Raw genomic sequence first — 17,656 nt, 5'->3', positions numbered from 1 at the left:
AGGGCCTGTGAATAACCGAGCCACCCCTCCGGAGGCTGCCCGGAACGCATCCCGCCGGTTACTCTGAGTGACGAATCGAGAGTGCGACTGCCCGCTGGCCGGTTCGTGGCCGAGGGGCGAAGGGAAGGGAGCAGGCGATGTCACGCAGGCCCAAAACGGCTCCGGACATGCGACGACCCCCGCCGGGGGGGAGAGCGGGGGTCGTCTCTCCGGCCGACTCGGGGGGGGGAGGAGCCGGACCGGGGTAGCACGGTCGCGAACGATCCGTGACTTCCATGGTGTACCCGAGAGGCTTCTCAGGCAAACCCACGCGCCCCAGCGTACGCCGAATGGCGGGCACCTATGCTCGGGCTCGTGGAAAACCACTCCTTGCCGCGCACCGCCGCCTTCTTCGACCTGGACAAGACGGTCATTGCGAAGTCTTCGACGCTGACCTTCAGCAAGTCCTTCTACCGGGGCGGGCTGATCAGCCGCCGCGCCGCCCTGCGGACGGCCTACATCCAGTTCGTCTTCCTGGCGGGCGGGGCCGATCACGACCAGATGGAGCGGATGCGCGAATATCTCTCCGCGCTCTGCAAAGGCTGGAACGTCGCCCAGGTGAAGGAGCTCGTCGCCGAGACCCTTCACGACCTGATCGACCCGATCATCTACGACGAGGCGGCCTCCCTCATCGAGGCCCATCACGCCGCCGGCCGGGACGTCGTCATCGTCTCGACCTCGGGCGCCGAGGTGGTCGAGCCGATCGGCGAGATGCTCGGCGCCGACCGGGTCGTCGCCACCCGGATGGTGGTCGGCGAGGACGGCTGCTTCACCGGGGAGGTGGAGTACTACGCCTACGGCCCCACGAAGGCCGAGGCCGTCCGGGAGCTCGCGAAGTCGGAGGGCTACGACCTCGCGCGCTGCTACGCGTACAGCGACTCGGCGACCGACATCCCCATGCTGGAGGCCGTCGGCCACCCGCACGCGGTCAATCCCGACCGGTCGCTGCGCCGTGAGGCCGTCGCCCGGGAATGGCCGGTCCTCGTCTTCGACAAGCCGGTCCGCCTCAAGCAGCGGCTGCCGGAGTTCCGGATGCCGCCCCGGCCCGCGCTCGTGGCCGCGGCGGCCGTGGGAGCGGCCGCCGTCGGGGCCGGGCTCGTCTGGTACGCCGCCCGGCGTCGGCAGGCCGCCCTCGCCACCCCTCGCACCACCGGGGGCTTTGCCCGAATTTGAGCAAATCCAGAAGAAGTGGAACCAGCACTTTCGCTTCCACCCCAAGAGGAGTAGAAAGGAATCAGGCCCGCGAGACCTGGGACATCCGAGAGGATCACCTGTTGAGCATGAAGGCCCCACGGACCTAGCACGAAAGCCAGGTACCCACGCGACGTCGACCCGTCGATTACGGGCCAGCCGCACCAGGCCACGGGCAAAGTTCCCGGCCTGATGGGCACATATCGAGGACGCTTGGTAACTGGGTGGACGTGCCAGCGGCGGTACCCGAAAAGGTACCGCCGCAACCCTTTCCAGAGCCTGGAACAGGAGCGCTCCCGCCCCGAGCCCCCGCCCCCTCAGGCCGCGCCGCGCTGGAGCGCCTCGCAGACGGCCGTCGACTCCCGGACCCCCAGCTCCACCGAGCGTCCGCAGTGCGCGATCCAGGCGCCCACGCCCTCCGGGGTCCCCGACAGGTACCCCTCGAACGCGGCGAGGTACGCGGCCCGGCCCTGCTCCGCGTGGCCGACCTCGGCCGGACAGATCGCCTTCGGGTCGAGACCGCTGCCGACGAGCGCGATCCGCTCGGCCGCCCGCGCGACCAGGCCGTTGTACGAGGTGAAGGGGCGCAGCGCGAGCAGTTCGCCGTGCACCACCGCGGCCGTCACGAGCGCCGGGGCCCCGCTGCCCGTGACGATCAGCTCCGCGAGGCCGTCGAGCCGCCCGGCGACCTCGGCGGGCGTCGGCACCGGCCCCTCGATCAGCGGCTCGTCGACCTTCTCGCCGTCCAGCCGGGGCCGCCCCACCGAGTCGTCCGGGTCGCCCGCGGCGACCAGGTGGAGACGGGCGAGGACGCGCAGCGGCGACTGGCGCCAGATGGAGAGGAGCTGCCCGGCCTCGGCGCCCAGGCGCAGGGCGGCGCCGACCGTGCGGGCCTCGGGGTCGGCGCCGAAGTCGGTGCGCCGGCGGACCTCTTCCAGGGCCCAGTCGGCGCCGGACAGGGCGGCCGAGCCGCGCGCTCCGCGCAGCGCCGCTTCGGAGGAGATCTCGTTGCTGCGACGGCGCATCACACGGTGGCCGTAGACCCGGTCGACGGCCTTGCGTACCGAGTCCACCGCGTCGGCGACGCCCGGCAGGGAGCCGAGCGCGGCCAGGGGGTCAGAAGCGTGCGTACTCATAGGTAGGGAGGCTACGCGCCCGGGGGGTCCGCCCCACGATGGAGTGGTCTTCTTCACGCAACCCGACCACGGGCGGCGATCGTACGGCTACCCTAGGTGAACATGAAGATCGCTTTCGTGGGGAAGGGCGGCAGCGGCAAGACCACGCTGTCCTCGCTCTTCATCCGCCACCTCGCCGCCAACGAAGCTCCGGTCGTCGCCGTCGACGCGGACATCAACCAGCACCTGGGCGCCGCGCTCGGCCTGTCCGAGACGGAGGCCGCCGCGCTGCCCGCGATGGGCGCGCACCTGCCGCTCATCAAGGAGTACCTGCGGGGCACCAACCCGCGGATCGCCTCCGCCGACACGATGATCAAGACGACGCCGCCCGGGGAGGGTTCCCGGCTGCTGCGGGTCCGCGAGGACAACCCGGTGTACGAGGCGTGCGCGCGCCCGGTCCCGCTCGACGACGGCGAGGTCCGGCTGATGGCGACCGGCCCCTTCACCGAGTCGGACCTCGGGGTCGCCTGCTACCACTCGAAGGTCGGCGCGGTGGAGCTCTGCCTCAACCATCTGGTCGACGGCCCCGACGAGTACGTGGTCGTCGACATGACGGCCGGCTCGGACTCGTTCGCCTCCGGCCTCTTCACCCGCTTCGACATGACCTTCCTGGTGGCGGAGCCGACTCGCAAGGGGGTCTCGGTCTACCGCCAGTACAAGGAGTACGCGCGGGACTTCGGCGTCGCGCTCAAGGTCGTCGGGAACAAGGTGCAGGGCCCGGACGACCTCGACTTCCTGCGCGAGGAGGTCGGGGAGGACCTGCTCGTGGCGGTGGGCCACTCGGACTGGGTCCGGGCGATGGAGAAGGGCCGCCCGTCCCGCTTCGAGCTCCTGGAGGCGGAGAACCGCATGTCGCTCCAGGCCCTCCAGGACGCGGTGGACGACTCGTACGCCCACCGGGACCGGGAGCGGTACACGCGGCAGATGGTCCACTTCCACCTGCGGAACGCGGAGAGCTGGGGCAACGCCAAGACCGGGGCCGACCTGGCGGCGCAGGTCGACCCCGGTTTCGTACTCGGCGAGCCGCTGGCGGTGTAGGGCCCGGCCGGCGGCTTCCGCCGGGCCCCCGGCCGGTCAGCCCGCCGCGGGAGCGGCGGCGCCCACCGGCTTCGCCGGCCGGGCGGCCGGGGAGGCCGGAGCGGCCGGGGAGGCCGCCGAGGAGAGGAAGTCCTTCCAGCCGGCCTCCGGGGCCTCGCCCACCTTCAGGGTGCGCATCTTGGCGACGACGTCCGGGTCCTGGGCGTCGAGCCAGTCGGCGAGCTGGCGGAAGGAGACGCACTTGACGTCCTTCTGGACGCAGACGGTGGCGATGGTCTCCTCGACGGCCCGCATGTACGTGCCGCCGTTCCAGGACTCGAAGTGGTTGCCGATGACCAGCGGCGCGCGGTTGCCCCGGTAGGAGCGCTCGAAGGCCTGCACCAGGCCGTCCCGCATCTGGTCGCCCCAGTGCCGGTGCTGGACGGGGTCGCCCTGGGTGGTGCCGGGTGACTGGTTGACCAGGAAGTTGTAGTCCATGGACAGCGTCTGGAAGGCGCGGCCGGGGACGGGCACGAGCTGCAGCGACAGGTCCCAGAGGCCCAGGTCCTTCTTGGGCCAGATCTGGTCGTTGACGCCGCTGGTGTCGTAGCGGAAGCCCAGCTGCGCCGCCGCCTGGACGAAGTTCTTCCGGCCCTCCAGGCAGGGGGTGCGGGCGCCGACGAGCTCCTTGTCGTAGTCGAAGGGCAGCGGCTGTTCGGCGCGCAGGCCGGCGTTCGTCTTCCAGGTCTTGACGAAGGACTTGGCCTGGTTGATCTCGCTCTTCCACTCCTCGACGGACCAGGTGCCGACGCCGCCGTCGGGGCCGCAGAAGTGCCCGTTGAAGTGGGTGCCGATCTCGTTGCCGTCCTGCCAGGCGCCACGGAGTTCGCGGACGGTGGCGCGGATGCCCTCGGTGTCGTTGAAGCCGATGTCGGAGCGGCCGGTGCCGTGCTGCGGCGGGTCGTAGAGGTTCCGCTTCTCCTCCGGCAGCAGGTACACGCCGCTGAGGAAGTACGTCATGGTGGCGTTGTACTTCTTGCCCACCTGGCGGAAGTGGGAGAACAGCTTCTGGCTGTCCTCGCCCGCGCCGTCCCACGAGAAGACCACGAACTGCGGCGGGGTCTCCCCCGGCTTGAGGCGCTGCCAGGTCGGCTGCTTCGGCTGGGCTCCGGTGAAGGCGGTCGAGCCGTCGCCGATCAGGCGGGGCACCGTCTGCGGGGCCGCGGCCGGTCCCTTCTCGACGCCGGGGCCGCCGCCCGGCGTGCCCTTCGTGGCGTCTTCGCCGAAGCCCGAGCAGCCGGCGACGCCGGTGATCAGGGCGACGGTGAGGGCGCCGGCGGCGAGCGCTCTCCTCTGGGCAGTGGTCCTTGTCCCGGCGGCTGTCATCCGCCCACCTCTCCTCGGTTCCGTGCGAGCGGCGCCAACGTCGCACCGCGACAGCCGGTGCGATGAAACGACAAGCGGGAAAGTGCCGGTCGATCACTAGAACAGGTGAATCATTGCCCCATTCGCCCGGAAAGCACCACCAGGGTCTTTACTCTCCATTACGATCCATTTACCGAGCGTTGATGTTTTCTTCGAAAGGTCTCGCGCCGAGACCCCACCGCACATCCCGCCGCTGTACGCCGTGACCCACGGCCGCGAGCCCCACGTTCGTCCCGCACGAGCCGCGACCGCGCTGCCCCGGAGGAGACGGGAACATGACCCTCTGCACCCCTGACCGCACCACCACCCGACCCCGCCTCCAGCGGCCGCACAGCCCCCCGGAGGGGCCGCGCCGCTTCCGCGTCGCCGGCGTCGACCTGTCCGCGTCGATCGCCGTCTTCCTGATCGCGCTGCCGCTCTCGCTCGGCATCGCGCTCGCCACCGGAGCCCCGCTCCAGGCCGGCCTGGTCGCCGCCGCCGTCGGCGGCCTCGTCGCCGGCCGCTTCGGCGGCTCCCCGCTCCAGGTGAGCGGCCCGGCCGCCGGCCTCACCGTCGTGACCGCCGAGCTCATCCGGCTCTACGGCTGGCGCACCACCTGCGCCATCACCGTCCTCGCCGGTCTCGCCCAACTCGGCCTGTCAGCGCTGCGCGTGGCCCGCTCCGCGCTCGCCGTCTCGCCCGCGATCGTGCACGGCATGCTGGGCGGCATCGGCGTCACCATCGCCCTCGCCCAGCTGCACATCGTGCTCGGCGGCACCCCCCAGAGCTCCGCCGTGGACAACGCCCTTGGCCTGCCCGCCCAGTTGGCCCACGTGCAGCCGGCCGCGTTCGCCATCAGCGCGCTCACCGTGGCCGTACTGCTCTGCTGGCCGCGCCTGCCGGGCCGCGCCGGGAAGCTCCTGCGCAAGGCCCCGGCCGCGCTCGTCGCGGTGGCGGGCGCGACGGCGGTGGCGGTGCTCGCCGGGCTCGCCGTGCCCCGCGTCGACCTGCCCTCCTGGAGCAGCCACGCCCTGCCGGGACTGCCCGAGGGGCCGGTCCTCGGCATCGCCGCCGGCGTGCTCACCATCACCCTCGTCACCAGCGTGCAGTCGCTGCTCTCCGCCGTCGCGGTCGACAAGCTCGTCGCCGCCCGCCCGGACCACGGCCTGGGCATCCCGCGCACCGCCCTCGACCGCGAACTCGCCGGGCAGGGCATGGCGAACGTGGTCTCCGGCGCGCTCGGCGGCCTTCCGGTCGCCGGGGTCGCGGTCCGCAGCGTCGCCAACGTCTCGGCGGGCGCGGTGAGTCGCGCCTCCACCATGCTGCACGGCCTGTGGATCGTGCTCGCGGCCCTGCTGCTCGTGCCCGTGCTCGACCTGATCCCGCTGCCCGCGCTCGCCGCCCTCGTGATGGTGGTCGGCATCCAGATGGTCAGCATCACCCACATCCGCACCGTCACCCGTCACCGTGAAGTCGTCGTCTACGTGGTGACGCTGGCCGGAGTCGTCCTCATCGGCATCCTGGAGGGCGTCGCCCTCGGCATCGGGGTGGCCGTCGCGGTCGCCCTGCACCGGCTCACCCGCACCCGGATCACCCGCGAGGAGCGGGACGGACGCCAACTGCTGCACGTCCGGGGCCAGCTGACCTTCCTCGCGGTGCCCCGGCTGAGCCGGGCGCTTCACCAACTGCCGCCCGGTTCCGACGTGGTGGTCGAGCTGGACGGGTCCTTCATGGACCACGCGGCGTACGAGACGCTGAGCGACTGGGCGTCCGGGCACCTCGCCCACGGCGGCAAGGTCGAGACGACCGGCCCCTCCGGCGCCCGGATCGCCGAGCCCTCCCCCGGCGCGGCCCCGCACTCCTGCTGCCGGCCCTGGACCCCCTGGCACAACCACCAGTGCGGGGAGCGGCCCGCCGAGCCGGACGGGGCCGACGCGCCGGGCGCGGACCGGACCGGGCCGGGGCTGAAGCTGGCGAGCGGCATCGGCAAGTTCCAGCGGAACACCGCCCCGCTCGTGCGGGACGAGCTCGCCCGGCTCGCCCGGGAGGGCCAGCGCCCCTCGCAGCTCTTCCTGACCTGCGCCGACTCGCGCCTGGTCACCAGCATGATCACGTCGAGCGGCCCCGGCGACCTCTTCACCGTGCGCAACGTCGGCAATCTGGTCCCGCTCCCCGGCGAGGGGAGCGGGGACGACTCGGTGGCGGCGGCGATCGAGTACGCGGTGGAGGTGCTGCGGGTCGAGTCGATCACCGTCTGCGGCCACTCCGGCTGCGGCGCGATGCAGGCCCTGATGAACGCGGGCCCGGACGACCCGCCGTCCCCCCTCCGCCGCTGGCTCCGGCACGGCCGGCCCAGCCTGGAGCGGATGGCCAGCAGACGCCACGCCTGGGCCCGGATCGCGGGCCGCCTGCCGGCCGACGCGGTCGAGCAGCTCTGCCTGACCAACGTCGTGCAGCAGCTGGAGCACCTGCGCGCGTACGAGTCGGTGGCGCGCCGGCTCGCCGACGGCAGCCTCACGCTGCACGGGATGTACTTCCACGTGGGCGAGGCGCAGGCGTACCTGCTCGACGGCGCGGACGAGCCGCACGGCCACGACGTCTACGACGACGTCTTCACCCGGGTCATGCCGACCGCCCCGCCGACCGGACCGGAAGCCGAATCGGGGTCCGGACTGGAAGCCGGACCGGGGTCCGGACCGGAAGCCGGACCGAAGACCGGCCCACCGGTCGCGACGGGGACCGGACCGGAGACCGAACCGGCACCCCAGCCGGCGGCCCTGCTGGAGGCGGCGCGCATCTCCTGAGCGAGCGCCCCTTCCCGGGCCCGCGCCCCGGAGCGCGCGGGCCCGGGGCGCACGCCCCCTGAACCATCGGCGCCCTCCGTCCGTGAGACTGTGTGGCCCCTTCTCCCACCGCTCGGGAAGAAGGGGCCACCCACGTTGGGCCACCCACAGGTCTAAACCAATTCCCTGGTTGCTCTTGTCACCCGGGCATCTGACTGGTGAGCTATGACGCGGGACACATACGCACAGAGGACGCCCTGGGAAAGGGAGATGTCGTGAGCAACGAAAGCCTGGCCAATCTGCTTCGCGAGGAGCGCCGTTTCGCGCCCCCCGCCGAGCTGGCGGCGGACGCCAATGTGACGGCGGAGGCGTACGAGCAGGCCAAGGCGGACCGGCTGGGCTTCTGGGCCGAGCAGGCCAAGCGGCTGACCTGGGCCACCGAGCCGACCGAGACCCTGGACTGGTCGAACCCCCCGTTCGCCAAGTGGTTCGCGGACGGCGAGCTGAACGTGGCGTACAACTGCGTCGACCGGCACGTCGAGGCCGGTCACGGCGACCGGGTCGCCATCCACTTCGAGGGCGAGCCGGGCGACAGCCGCGCGATCACCTACGCCGAGCTCAAGGACGAGGTCTCCAAGGCGGCCAACGCCCTGACCGAGCTGGGAGTCCGCAAGGGCGACCGGGTCGCCGTCTACCTGCCGATGATCCCCGAGGCGGCCGTCACGATGCTGGCCTGCGCCCGCGTCGGCGCCGCCCACTCGGTGGTCTTCGGCGGCTTCTCGGCCGACGCCGTGGCCTCCCGCATCCAGGACGCCGACGCCAAGCTGGTCGTGACCGCCGACGGCGGCTACCGGCGCGGCAAGCCGAGCGCCCTCAAGCCGGCCATCGACGAGGCCGTCGCCAAGTGTCCGCAGGTCGAGCACGTCCTCGTGGTCCGCCGCACGGGCCAGGACACCGCCTTCACCGAGGGCCGCGACGTGTGGTGGGACGACATCGTCGCCCGCCAGTCCGCCGAGCACACCCCGGAGGCCTTCGACGCGGAGCACCCGCTCTTCATCCTCTACACCTCGGGCACCACGGGGAAGCCGAAGGGCATCCTGCACACCTCCGGCGGCTACCTCACCCAGGCCGCCTACACCCACCACGCCGTCTTCGACCTCAAGCCGGAGAGCGACGTCTACTGGTGCACCGCCGACATCGGCTGGGTCACCGGGCACTCGTACATCGTCTACGGCCCGCTGGCCAACGGCGCGACGCAGGTCATGTACGAGGGCACCCCGGACACCCCGCACCAGGGCCGGTTCTGGGAGATCGTGCAGAAGTACGGCGTCACGATCCTCTACACGGCGCCGACCGCGATCCGCACGTTCATGAAGTGGGGCGACGACATCCCCGCGAAGTTCGACCTGTCGAGCCTGCGCGTCCTCGGCTCGGTCGGCGAGCCGATCAACCCCGAGGCCTGGGTCTGGTACCGCGAGCACATCGGCGCCGGCAAGACCCCGATCGTGGACACCTGGTGGCAGACCGAGACCGGCGCGATGATGATCTCGCCGCTGCCGGGCGTCACCGAGACCAAGCCGGGCTCCGCCCAGCGCCCGCTGCCGGGCATCTCCGCCACCGTCGTGGACGACGAGGCCAACGAGGTGCCGAACGGCGGGGGCGGCTACCTGGTCCTCACCGAGCCGTGGCCGTCGATGCTCCGCACCATCTGGGGCGACGACCAGCGCTACATCGACACGTACTGGTCCCGCTTCGAGGGCAGGTACTTCGCGGGCGACGGCGCCAAGAAGGACGAGGACGGCGACATCTGGCTGCTCGGCCGGGTCGACGACGTCATGCTCGTCTCGGGCCACAACATCTCGACGACCGAGGTCGAGTCGGCCCTCGTCTCCCACCCGGCCGTCGCCGAGGCGGCCGTCGTCGGCGCCGCCGACGAGACGACCGGCCAGGCGATCGTCGCCTTCGTGATCCTGCGCGGCACGGCCAGCCAGGACGAGGGCCTCGTCGCCGAGCTGCGCGACCACGTCGGCGCGACCCTCGGCCCGATCGCCAAGCCGAAGCGGGTCCTGCCGGTGGCGGAGCTGCCGAAGACCCGCTCGGGCAAGATCATGCGCCGTCTGCTGCGCGACGTGGCGGAGAACCGGGAGCTGGGCGACGTCACCACGCTGACCGACTCCTCGGTCATGTCGCTCATCCAGACCCAGCTGCCGGCCGCCTCCAGCGAGGACTGAGCCGCAGCCCGTACGACGCGGCGCCCGCCCCGGAAGGCACCGACCGGGGCGGGCGTTCCCGCGTACCCGTACGTCCCCCGGGGCTTCCGAGGGCTTCTGAGAGCTTCTGAGGGGACGAAACGGGAGAAACTCCATAGGCTGCTCTTCGCCGGATGCCCCACCGCCCCCTTGGGTAGGGTGTGGGTCGCGTCAGAGACGCGACAGAAAGACCCAGGTGCGCCGGGAAGTCTGGTCGGCATGTGCTTCGCCCTGCCCGCCCGACGGAGGTCTCCCGCATGTCCGCGCCCACCGACCGCAAGTTCCTCGGCCTCCTCCCGCTGCCCGAGCGCCGCTACCTCGCCGACGCCCTGCGCACCGAGACCGTCGGCGGCGTCCTGCTCCTCGTCGCCGCCGTCGCCGCCCTGATCTGGGCGAACACCCCGCTGAGCGAGAGCTACGAGTCCGTGCGGGACTTCCACTTCGGCCCCGCCGCCCTCGGCCTTGACCTCTCCGTCGAGCACTGGTCCGCCGACGGCCTCCTGGCGGTCTTCTTCTTCGTCGCCGGCGTCGAGCTCAAGCGCGAACTCGTCGCGGGCGAGCTGCGCGACCCCAGGGCCGCCGCGCTCCCCGTCGTCGCCGCGCTCTGCGGCATGGCCGCGCCCGCCCTCGTCTACACCCTGGTCAACGTCCTCGGCGACGGCCCGCTCGACGGCTGGGCCGTCCCCACCGCCACCGACATCGCCTTCGCGCTCGCCGTCCTCGCCGTGATCGGCACCTCGCTGCCGTCCGCGCTGCGCGCCTTCCTGCTCACCCTCGCCGTCGTCGACGACCTCTTCGCCATCCTGATCATCGCGGTCTTCTTCACCTCGGACCTGGACTTCGCCGCGCTCGGCGGCGCCTTCGCCGGCCTCGCCGTCTTCTGGCTGCTGCTCCGCAAGGGGGTTCGCGGCTGGTACGTGTACGTGCCGCTCGCCCTGGTGATCTGGGGTCTGATGTACAACAGCGGGGTCCACGCCACCATCGCCGGCGTCGCCATGGGCCTGATGCTGCGCTGCACGACCCGGGAGGGCGAGGAGCACTCCCCCGGCGAGCACATCGAGCACCTGGTCCGCCCGTTCTCGGCCGGTGTCGCGGTGCCGCTGTTCGCCCTCTTCTCCGCCGGTGTCGCCGTCTCCGGCAAGTCGCTCGGGGACGTCTTCACCCAGCCGGTCACCCTCGGCGTCGTCCTGGGCCTCGTCGTCGGCAAGGCCGTCGGCATCTTCGGCGGCACCTGGCTCACCGCCCGCTTCACCCGGGCCGAGCTCAACCCCGAGCTGTCCTGGCCGGACGTCTTCGCCCTCGCCACCCTCGCCGGGATCGGGTTCACCGTCTCGCTCCTCATCGGCGAACTCGCCTTCGCCGGCGACCCCGCCCTCACCGATCAGGTGAAGGCCGCCGTCCTGACGGGCTCGCTCGTCGCGGCCGTCCTCGCGACCGTCCTGCTGAAGCTGCGGGTGCGGAAGTACAGCGCGCTCTACGCCGACGAGGAGCGCGACGAGGACGAGGACGGCATCCCGGACATCTACGAGGAGAACAGCCCGGAATACCACCTCCGGATGGCCGCGATCCACGAGAGGAAGGCCGCCGAACACCGACAGCGCGCCCAACTGGCGGGGGCATCGAGCGAGGAGGGCGACCGTCCGGCATGATCTGAGTCGGACCGTAGACGAGGAGAGGGAGCAGCGATGAGCGACCTGTACGACAAGGGCGAGCCGAGCCTCGGCCAACTGGTCGCCTCGGCGACCGCCGAGATGTCGGCACTGGTGCACGACGAGATCGCCCTGGCCAAGGCCGAGATCCGGCAGGACGTCAAGCGGGGCGCGATCGGCAGCGCGGCGGGCATCGCGGCCGCCGTGGTGCTGCTGTTCTCGCTGCCGATGCTGAGTTTCGCCCTCGCGTACGCCATCAACACCTGGACCGGCGGGCACAACGGCGACGGGGGCTGGAACCTCGTCTGGTGCTTCCTGCTCTCCTTCACCGCGAACGTGCTGCTCGCGGGGCTCCTCGGCCTCCTCGCGTACTCCAAGTTCAAGAAGGTCAAGCCGCCGGAGAAGTCCATCGCGTCCGCCAAGCAGACGGCCGCGATCGTGCAGAACGTCAAGCCGCACCCGCGCCCCGAGGCGCCCAAGGCTCTGGTCAAGGGCTCCGTTGACCTGGACAAGGGCACCGTTGTGGCACGCTCGTCCGTATGACCCTTCCCGAGAGCAGCAACGCCGGCGGGCCCGTACGGCTCGACGGGCCGTGGACCCACCGGGACGTGGCCGCCAACGGCGCCCGCTTCCACATCGCCGAGATGGGCGACGGGCCGCTGGTGCTGCTCCTGCACGGCTTCCCGCAGTTCTGGTGGACCTGGCGCCACCAGCTCCCCGCCCTCGCCGAGGCGGGGTTCCGGGCCGTCGCGATGGACCTGCGCGGGGTCGGCGGCAGCGACCGCACCCCCCGGGGCTACGACCCCGCCAACCTGGCGCTCGACATCACCGGCGTCGTCCGCTCGCTCGGCGAGCCGGACGCGGCGCTCGTCGGGCACGACCTGGGCGGCTACCTGGCCTGGACGGCGGCCGTGATGCGGCCCAAGCTGGTGCGCCGGCTCGTGGTCTCCTCGATGCCGCACCCGCGCCGCTGGCGCTCGGCGATGCTCTCCGACTTCGCCCAGTCGCGGGCCGGCTCGCACGTCTGGGGCTTCCAGCGGCCATGGCTGCCGGAGCGCCGGCTCGTCGCGGACGACGCCGCCCTCGTGGGGGAGTTGATCCGGGACTGGTCGGGGCCGCAGCCGATCGCCGACGAGGGGGCGGTCGAGACGTACCGGCGGGCGATGCTCGTCCCGTCGACGGCGCACTGCTCGATCGAGCCGTACCGCTGGATGGTGCGGTCGCTGGCCCGCCCGGACGGCGTCCAGTTCAACCGGCGCATGAAGCGGCCGGTGCGGGTGCCGACGCTCCATCTGCACGGCTCCCTCGACCCGGTGATGCGGACCCGCAGCGCGGCCGGTTCGGGCGAGTACGTGGAGGCGCCGTACCGCTGGCGGCTCTTCGACGGCCTCGGGCACTTCCCCCACGAGGAGGACCCGGTGGCCTTCACCACGGAGCTCGTCAACTGGCTGAAGGACCCCGAACCGGACCGCTGACGGGCCGTCGCGCCCCTTCGGCCCGGCCGCTGACGCACCGTCGGACGCCAGTGCGACGAACGGAGTTGCCTCGAACGGCCATGTGCCCCGCGCATACTCCGATTGGCGGACCCCGGGGAGGTTACCGACCTTGGGGCACGGGCAGACGTCCGGGTATGGGCTGGACGCACGACTACGGTGACACGACGGCACGCGACCGCGGCTCGGCCGCCGGACCGGGGCACCTCGAAAGGGGTGGACCTCCGGAGCCGGGCCGTACGCACGCCGCGCAAGGGGTGGGGATCTCGCGCATCCTGCGCCGCCGGGCCCGCTGGGTCTCGGCCCGGCTCAGGCATCCCCGCGACTGACCCTTCGGAGCCTCCGGAGCCCCGGGAGGATCCCGACGGCCCCGGAGGAAGCGGTACGAGGAGGACGCGGGAGCGTCAGAGGGCGCAGCCCTGGGTGTCGACCTGCTGGTTGGCCGCCAGGCCGCGCTCGACGTCCCCGCGGACCTCGTCGACCGTCAGGGCGTAGCCCGTGTTCGCGTCGTCGCGGGAGCGGGCGAAGATCACGCCGTACACCTCGCCGTCCTCGGTGAGGAGCGGGCCGCCGGAGTTCCCCTGGCGGACCGTCGCGTACAGCGAGTACACGTCCCTGTTGACCTGGCCCCGGCTGTAGATGTCGGGACCGTCGGCGCTGATGCGGCCCCGGACGCGTGCCGAGCGCACGTCGTACGCGCCGTTCTCCGGGAAGCCGGCGACGATCGCGCCGTCACCGCTGCGGGCGTCCTCGTCGGCGAAGACGAGCGGCGGGGCCTTGAGGTCCGGCACGTCCAGGACGGCGATGTCGCGCTGCCAGTCGTAGAGGACGACCTTGGCGTCGTAGAGCCTGCCCTCGCCGCCTATCTGGACGGTCGGCTCGTCGACGCCGCCGACGACGTGGGCGTTGGTCATGATGCGGCGCTCGGCGAAGACGAAGCCGGTGCCTTCGAGGACCTTGCCGCAGCTCTGCGCGGTGCCGACGACCTTCACGATGGAGCGCTGGGCGCGGGCGGCGACCGGGCTGTCCGCGAGCGCGGGGTCGGGGGGCGTGACCGGGGTGATCGGCTCGTTGACGAAGGGGCTGAAGACCGGCGGGAAGCCGCTGCGGGCCAGGGTGGAGCGGAAGTCGGCGAACCAGCCGGACGCCTGTTGCGGTACCACCCGCTCGATGCCGAGCAGGACTCTGGAGCTGCGCACCTCCTTGCCCAGGGTGGGCATCGAGGTGTTGGCGATGAGCGAGCCGACCAGCCAGGCCACGAGCAGCATCGCGACGACGTTGACCAGGGCGCCGCCCGTGGCGTCGAGGGCGCGCGCGGGCGACCAGGTGATGTGCCGGCGGAGCTTGTTGCCGAGGTGGGTGGTGAAGGCCTGGCCGACGGAGGCGCAGACGATGACGATCATCACGAAGACGACCGTCGCCGTGGTGGAGACCTCGCTGTTGTCGGTCAGCTCGTTCCAGAGGACCGGGAGCAGCAGGACGGCGACGAGACCGCCGCCGAGGAATCCGATCACGGAGAGGATGCCGACGACGAATCCCTGGCGGTAACCGATGATCGCGAACCACACGGCGGCGAGCAGCAACAAGATGTCCAGCACGTTCACCGTCAATAGCCTCGCAGATTCGTTTCCGGTCGCCCCGGGGTCAGCCTGTCATGAGCGCCAGTCGAGCGGGACCTGTCTGGACCGGTCCCAGGGCAGCTCCCAGCCGGCGAAGTGCAGGATCCGGTCGATCACACCGGCCGTGAAACCCCAGACCAGGGCGGATTCGACCAGGAACGCCGGGCCCTTGTGGCCGCTCGGGTGGACGCTGGTCGCGCGGTTGCGGGGGTCCGTGAGATCCGCCACGGGCACGGTGAAGACGCGGGCGGTCTCCCCGGGGTCGACGGCGTCGACCGGGCTCGGGGCGCGCCACCAGCCGAGGACCGGGGTGACGACGAAGCGGCTGACCGGGATGTAGAGCCGCGGCAGCACGCCGAAGAGCTGGACGCCGGCGGGGTCGAGCCCGGTCTCCTCCCGGGCCTCGCGCAGGGCGGCCCGCAGCAGTCCGCCGTCTTCGGGGGCGCCGTCCTCGGGGTCGAGGGCGCCGCCCGGGAAGGAGGGCTGCCCCGCGTGCGAGCGGAGGGTGCCGGCGCGCTCCATGAGGAGCAGTTCGGGGCCGCGCTCGCCCTCGCCGAAGAGGACGAGGACGGCGGACTGGCGGCCGTCCCCGCTCGCGGGCGGCAGGAAGCGGCTCAGCTGCTCGGGCCGGACGGTGAGGGCGGCCCGGTCGACGGGGGCGAGCCAGGCGGGCAGGCCGTCGCGGCTGACGAGGCCGCCGGTGCCGAAACCGCGGGCCTCGTACCCGTGGGGCTCGTGCCCCTGGGTCTCTTCTTCAGTGCGCGTCATAGGCACCCCCGTTGGTTCACAACGCGATGGACGGACGGGTTCGTTCCCGGGGCCCGCCCCGGCCGGGGCGGGCAGCGGGCAGCGGGCGGGGCGGGCAAGCGGGTGGGGCGGGCGGCGGGCTCAGCCGCTCGCGCCCAGGGGCGGGGCGGGGCGGCCCGGGTAGTCGGGCGGCGGGTTGAGCCGCTGGCCGGGGAAGCCGCCCTTCTCGTACTTGAGCAGCTTGGCCGCCTTCTCGGGATCGGTCTCGCCCTCCCCGTACGACGGGCAGAGGTGGGTGATCGGGCAGGCGCCGCACGCGGGCTTGCGGGCGTGGCAGATGCGGCGGCCGTGGAAGATCACCCGGTGCGAGAGCATGGTCCACTCGCTCTTCGGGAAGATCGTGGCGACCTCGGCCTCGATCTTCACCGGGTCGTCGGACTCGGTCCACTTCCAGCGCCGGGCGAGGCGCATGAAGTGGGTGTCGACGGTGATGCCGGGGACCCCGAAGGCGTTGCCCAGGACGACGAAGGCGGTCTTGCGGCCGACGCCGGGGAGCTTGACGAGGTCCTCCAGGCGGCCGGGGACCTCGCCGCCGAAGTCGTCCCGGAGGGCGGCGGAGAGTCCCATGATCGACTTCGTCTTGGCGCGGAAGAAGCCGGTCGGCCGGATCAGCTCCTCGACCTCCTCGGGCACGGCGGCGGCGAGGTCCTCGGGCGTGGGGTACTTCGCGAAGAGGGCGGGGGTGGTCTGGTTGACCCGCAGGTCGGTGGTCTGGGCCGAGAGGACCGTGGCGACGAGCAGTTCGAAGGGGTTGCGGAAGTCTAGCTCCGGGTGGGCGTACGGATAGACCTCGGCCAACTCGCGGTTGATCCGGCGCGCCCGGCGCACCATCGCGAGCCGCGACTCGGGCTTGGCGGGGCGGTGCGCCTCGGACTTGGCGGCGCGGGTCGAACCCGACCGGGCAGTGCCACGCGCTTCGGGCTCGACGGCGCGGGTCGAACCCGACTTGGCGGCACGGGTCGAACCCGACCGGGCAGTGCCGCGCGCTTCGGGCTCGACGGCGCGGGTCGAGCCCGGCTCCGCAGTACGGGTCGCACCCGGCTCGGCGGCGCGGGTCGTCTCCGTCGTGGCCGCGCGGCGCTTCTCCGGCGCGGTCGCGCGGCGCGTCCCCGTCGTGGGCGTAGCGGCCGGTCGGGGCTCGGGCGCACGGCCCGACTCGGGTGCCGACTTTCGATTTGCCGCTTTCGCCCGTTTCGACGCACCGTGTTCGCCCACGGCGGAATTACTTTCGGCCGACACTCTTCCAGCCCCCTTGGCCTGCGCTCTCACCGGCGAGTTGGACACGCGGCCAGCCTAGGGGCCGCCGCCGACATCTGCCCCGGGCACGGCCGATCAGCCCCCGATCGGGCCCCTGACGTACGGAAGTGCGGCGCGGTGCGTCAAACTTGTTGTGATTGATCGCACTGTTTTGTACGTCCGGCATCATGGGATCCGGATCCCGTGAGCAGGTCGACAGTATGGAGAGAACTCGTGGACGACGTTCTGCGGCGCGCCCCGCTCTTCGCGGCGCTCGATGACGAGCAGGCCGCCGAGCTGCGCGCCTCGATGAGTGAGGCGACGCTCGCCCGTGGCGACGCGCTCTTCCACGAGGGCGACCCCGGCGACCGCCTGTACGTGGTCACCGAGGGCAAGGTGAAGCTGCACCGGACCTCCCCCGACGGCCGCGAGAACATGCTGGCCGTCCTCGGTCCCGGTGAGCTCATCGGCGAGCTGTCCCTCTTCGACCCGGGCCCGCGCACCGCCACCGCGACCGCGCTGACCGAGGTCAAGCTGCTCGGCCTGGGCCACGGCGACCTCCAGCCCTGGCTGAACGCGCGCCCCGAGGTGGCCACCGCGCTGCTGCGCGCGGTCGCCCGCCGGCTGCGCAAGACCAACGACCAGATGTCCGACCTGGTCTTCTCCGACGTGCCGGGCCGTGTCGCCCGCGCGCTCCTCGACCTGTCGCGCCGCTTCGGCGTCCAGTCGGAGGAGGGCATCCACGTCGTCCACGACCTCACCCAGGAGGAGCTGGCCCAGCTCGTCGGCGCCTCCCGCGAGACGGTCAACAAGGCGCTCGCGGACTTCGCCCAGCGCGGCTGGCTGCGCCTGGAGGCCCGCGCCGTGATCCTGCTCGACGTGGAGCGCCTCGCGAAGCGCTCGCGGTAGGCAGCACCCCGCAAGCACGCACGCGCGTACGTACATACGCGCGTGGGCACGGAAAAGGCCGCCCCCGGTCCACGGGGGCGGCCTT

The 17,656-nt window shown here is 72.2% G+C and carries 13 protein-coding genes; 8 read left to right on the top strand and 5 right to left on the bottom strand.

The genetic code is table 11. The features are described 5' to 3' along the window. Positions 1-342 precede the first annotated feature (342 nt). Entirely contained in the window at positions 343-1,212 is an 870-nt protein-coding gene (locus ADL08_RS08135) for an HAD family hydrolase (protein WP_053641382.1), read from the top strand. 335 nt (positions 1,213-1,547) lie between these two features. On the opposite strand, the gene ADL08_RS08130 is transcribed toward ADL08_RS08135, so the two are convergent. After that, positions 1,548-2,366: an oxidoreductase gene (locus ADL08_RS08130; protein ID WP_053641381.1), complete on the bottom strand. Its 819-nt coding sequence runs from the start codon at positions 2,364-2,366 to the stop codon at positions 1,548-1,550. Positions 2,367-2,468: 102 nt separating this feature from the next. Between ADL08_RS08130 and ADL08_RS08125 the strand changes: the two genes are divergently transcribed. Continuing rightward, the gene (locus ADL08_RS08125) at positions 2,469-3,443 is read left to right on the top strand and encodes an ATP-binding protein (RefSeq protein WP_053641380.1); all 975 of its coding nucleotides are present in this window, start codon (positions 2,469-2,471) and stop codon (positions 3,441-3,443) included. Between the two features lie 36 nt (positions 3,444-3,479). Here the strand turns inward: ADL08_RS08125 and ADL08_RS08120 are convergent, their stop codons facing one another. Next, complete coding sequence (locus ADL08_RS08120; RefSeq protein WP_053641379.1) at positions 3,480-4,808, bottom strand: hypothetical protein; 1,329 nt, start codon at positions 4,806-4,808, stop codon at positions 3,480-3,482. Positions 4,809-5,122: 314 nt separating this feature from the next. Here ADL08_RS08120 and ADL08_RS08115 point away from each other — a divergent pair, with 314 nt between their 5' ends. From ADL08_RS08115 to ADL08_RS08095, 5 genes are all read left to right on the top strand, one after another. Continuing rightward, entirely contained in the window at positions 5,123-7,630 is a 2,508-nt protein-coding gene (locus ADL08_RS08115; RefSeq protein WP_234352050.1) for a SulP family inorganic anion transporter, read from the top strand. Between the two features lie 254 nt (positions 7,631-7,884). Next, positions 7,885-9,840 (top strand): acetate--CoA ligase, encoded by a 1,956-nt coding sequence (gene acs / locus ADL08_RS08110; RefSeq protein ID WP_053641378.1) that lies wholly within the window; start codon positions 7,885-7,887, stop codon positions 9,838-9,840. A 275-nt stretch (positions 9,841-10,115) separates the two neighbouring features. Then, positions 10,116-11,507 carry a Na+/H+ antiporter NhaA gene (gene nhaA, locus ADL08_RS08105; RefSeq protein WP_107091989.1) on the top strand — a complete coding sequence of 464 codons (1,392 nt, stop codon included), beginning with the start codon at positions 10,116-10,118 and terminating at the stop codon, positions 11,505-11,507. Between the two features lie 36 nt (positions 11,508-11,543). Then, complete coding sequence (locus ADL08_RS08100; protein ID WP_053641377.1) at positions 11,544-12,050, top strand: phage holin family protein; 507 nt, start codon at positions 11,544-11,546, stop codon at positions 12,048-12,050. Further along, positions 12,047-12,982 (top strand): alpha/beta fold hydrolase, encoded by a 936-nt coding sequence (locus tag ADL08_RS08095; RefSeq protein WP_053641376.1) that lies wholly within the window; start codon positions 12,047-12,049, stop codon positions 12,980-12,982. The genes ADL08_RS08100 and ADL08_RS08095 overlap by 4 nt, the downstream gene beginning before the upstream one ends. A 422-nt stretch (positions 12,983-13,404) precedes the next feature. Here ADL08_RS08095 and ADL08_RS08090 read toward each other — a convergent pair whose 3' ends face one another. The 3 genes from ADL08_RS08090 to nth form a co-directional block, all read right to left on the bottom strand. Next, complete coding sequence (locus ADL08_RS08090; RefSeq protein ID WP_053641410.1) at positions 13,405-14,604, bottom strand: MarP family serine protease; 1,200 nt, start codon at positions 14,602-14,604, stop codon at positions 13,405-13,407. Between the two features lie 48 nt (positions 14,605-14,652). Further along, positions 14,653-15,387, bottom strand: coding sequence for an NUDIX hydrolase (locus tag ADL08_RS08085; RefSeq protein WP_053641375.1), 735 nt, complete (start codon positions 15,385-15,387; stop codon positions 14,653-14,655). 120 nt (positions 15,388-15,507) lie between these two features. After that, positions 15,508-16,641 carry an endonuclease III gene (gene nth / locus ADL08_RS08080; protein WP_078968069.1) on the bottom strand — a complete coding sequence of 378 codons (1,134 nt, stop codon included), beginning with the start codon at positions 16,639-16,641 and terminating at the stop codon, positions 15,508-15,510. Between the two features lie 255 nt (positions 16,642-16,896). Here nth and ADL08_RS08075 point away from each other — a divergent pair, with 255 nt between their 5' ends. Beyond that, positions 16,897-17,571, top strand: a complete 675-nt coding sequence (locus tag ADL08_RS08075; RefSeq protein ID WP_015034542.1) for a Crp/Fnr family transcriptional regulator — start codon at positions 16,897-16,899, stop codon at positions 17,569-17,571. Positions 17,572-17,656 lie beyond the last annotated feature (85 nt).

Source organism: Streptomyces sp. NRRL F-6492, assembly GCF_001280125.1.
Lineage (GTDB): Bacteria > Actinomycetota > Actinomycetes > Streptomycetales > Streptomycetaceae > Streptomyces.
Note: the sequence above shows the minus strand (reverse complement) of the source record. Positions and strands in the feature narration are given on the sequence as shown.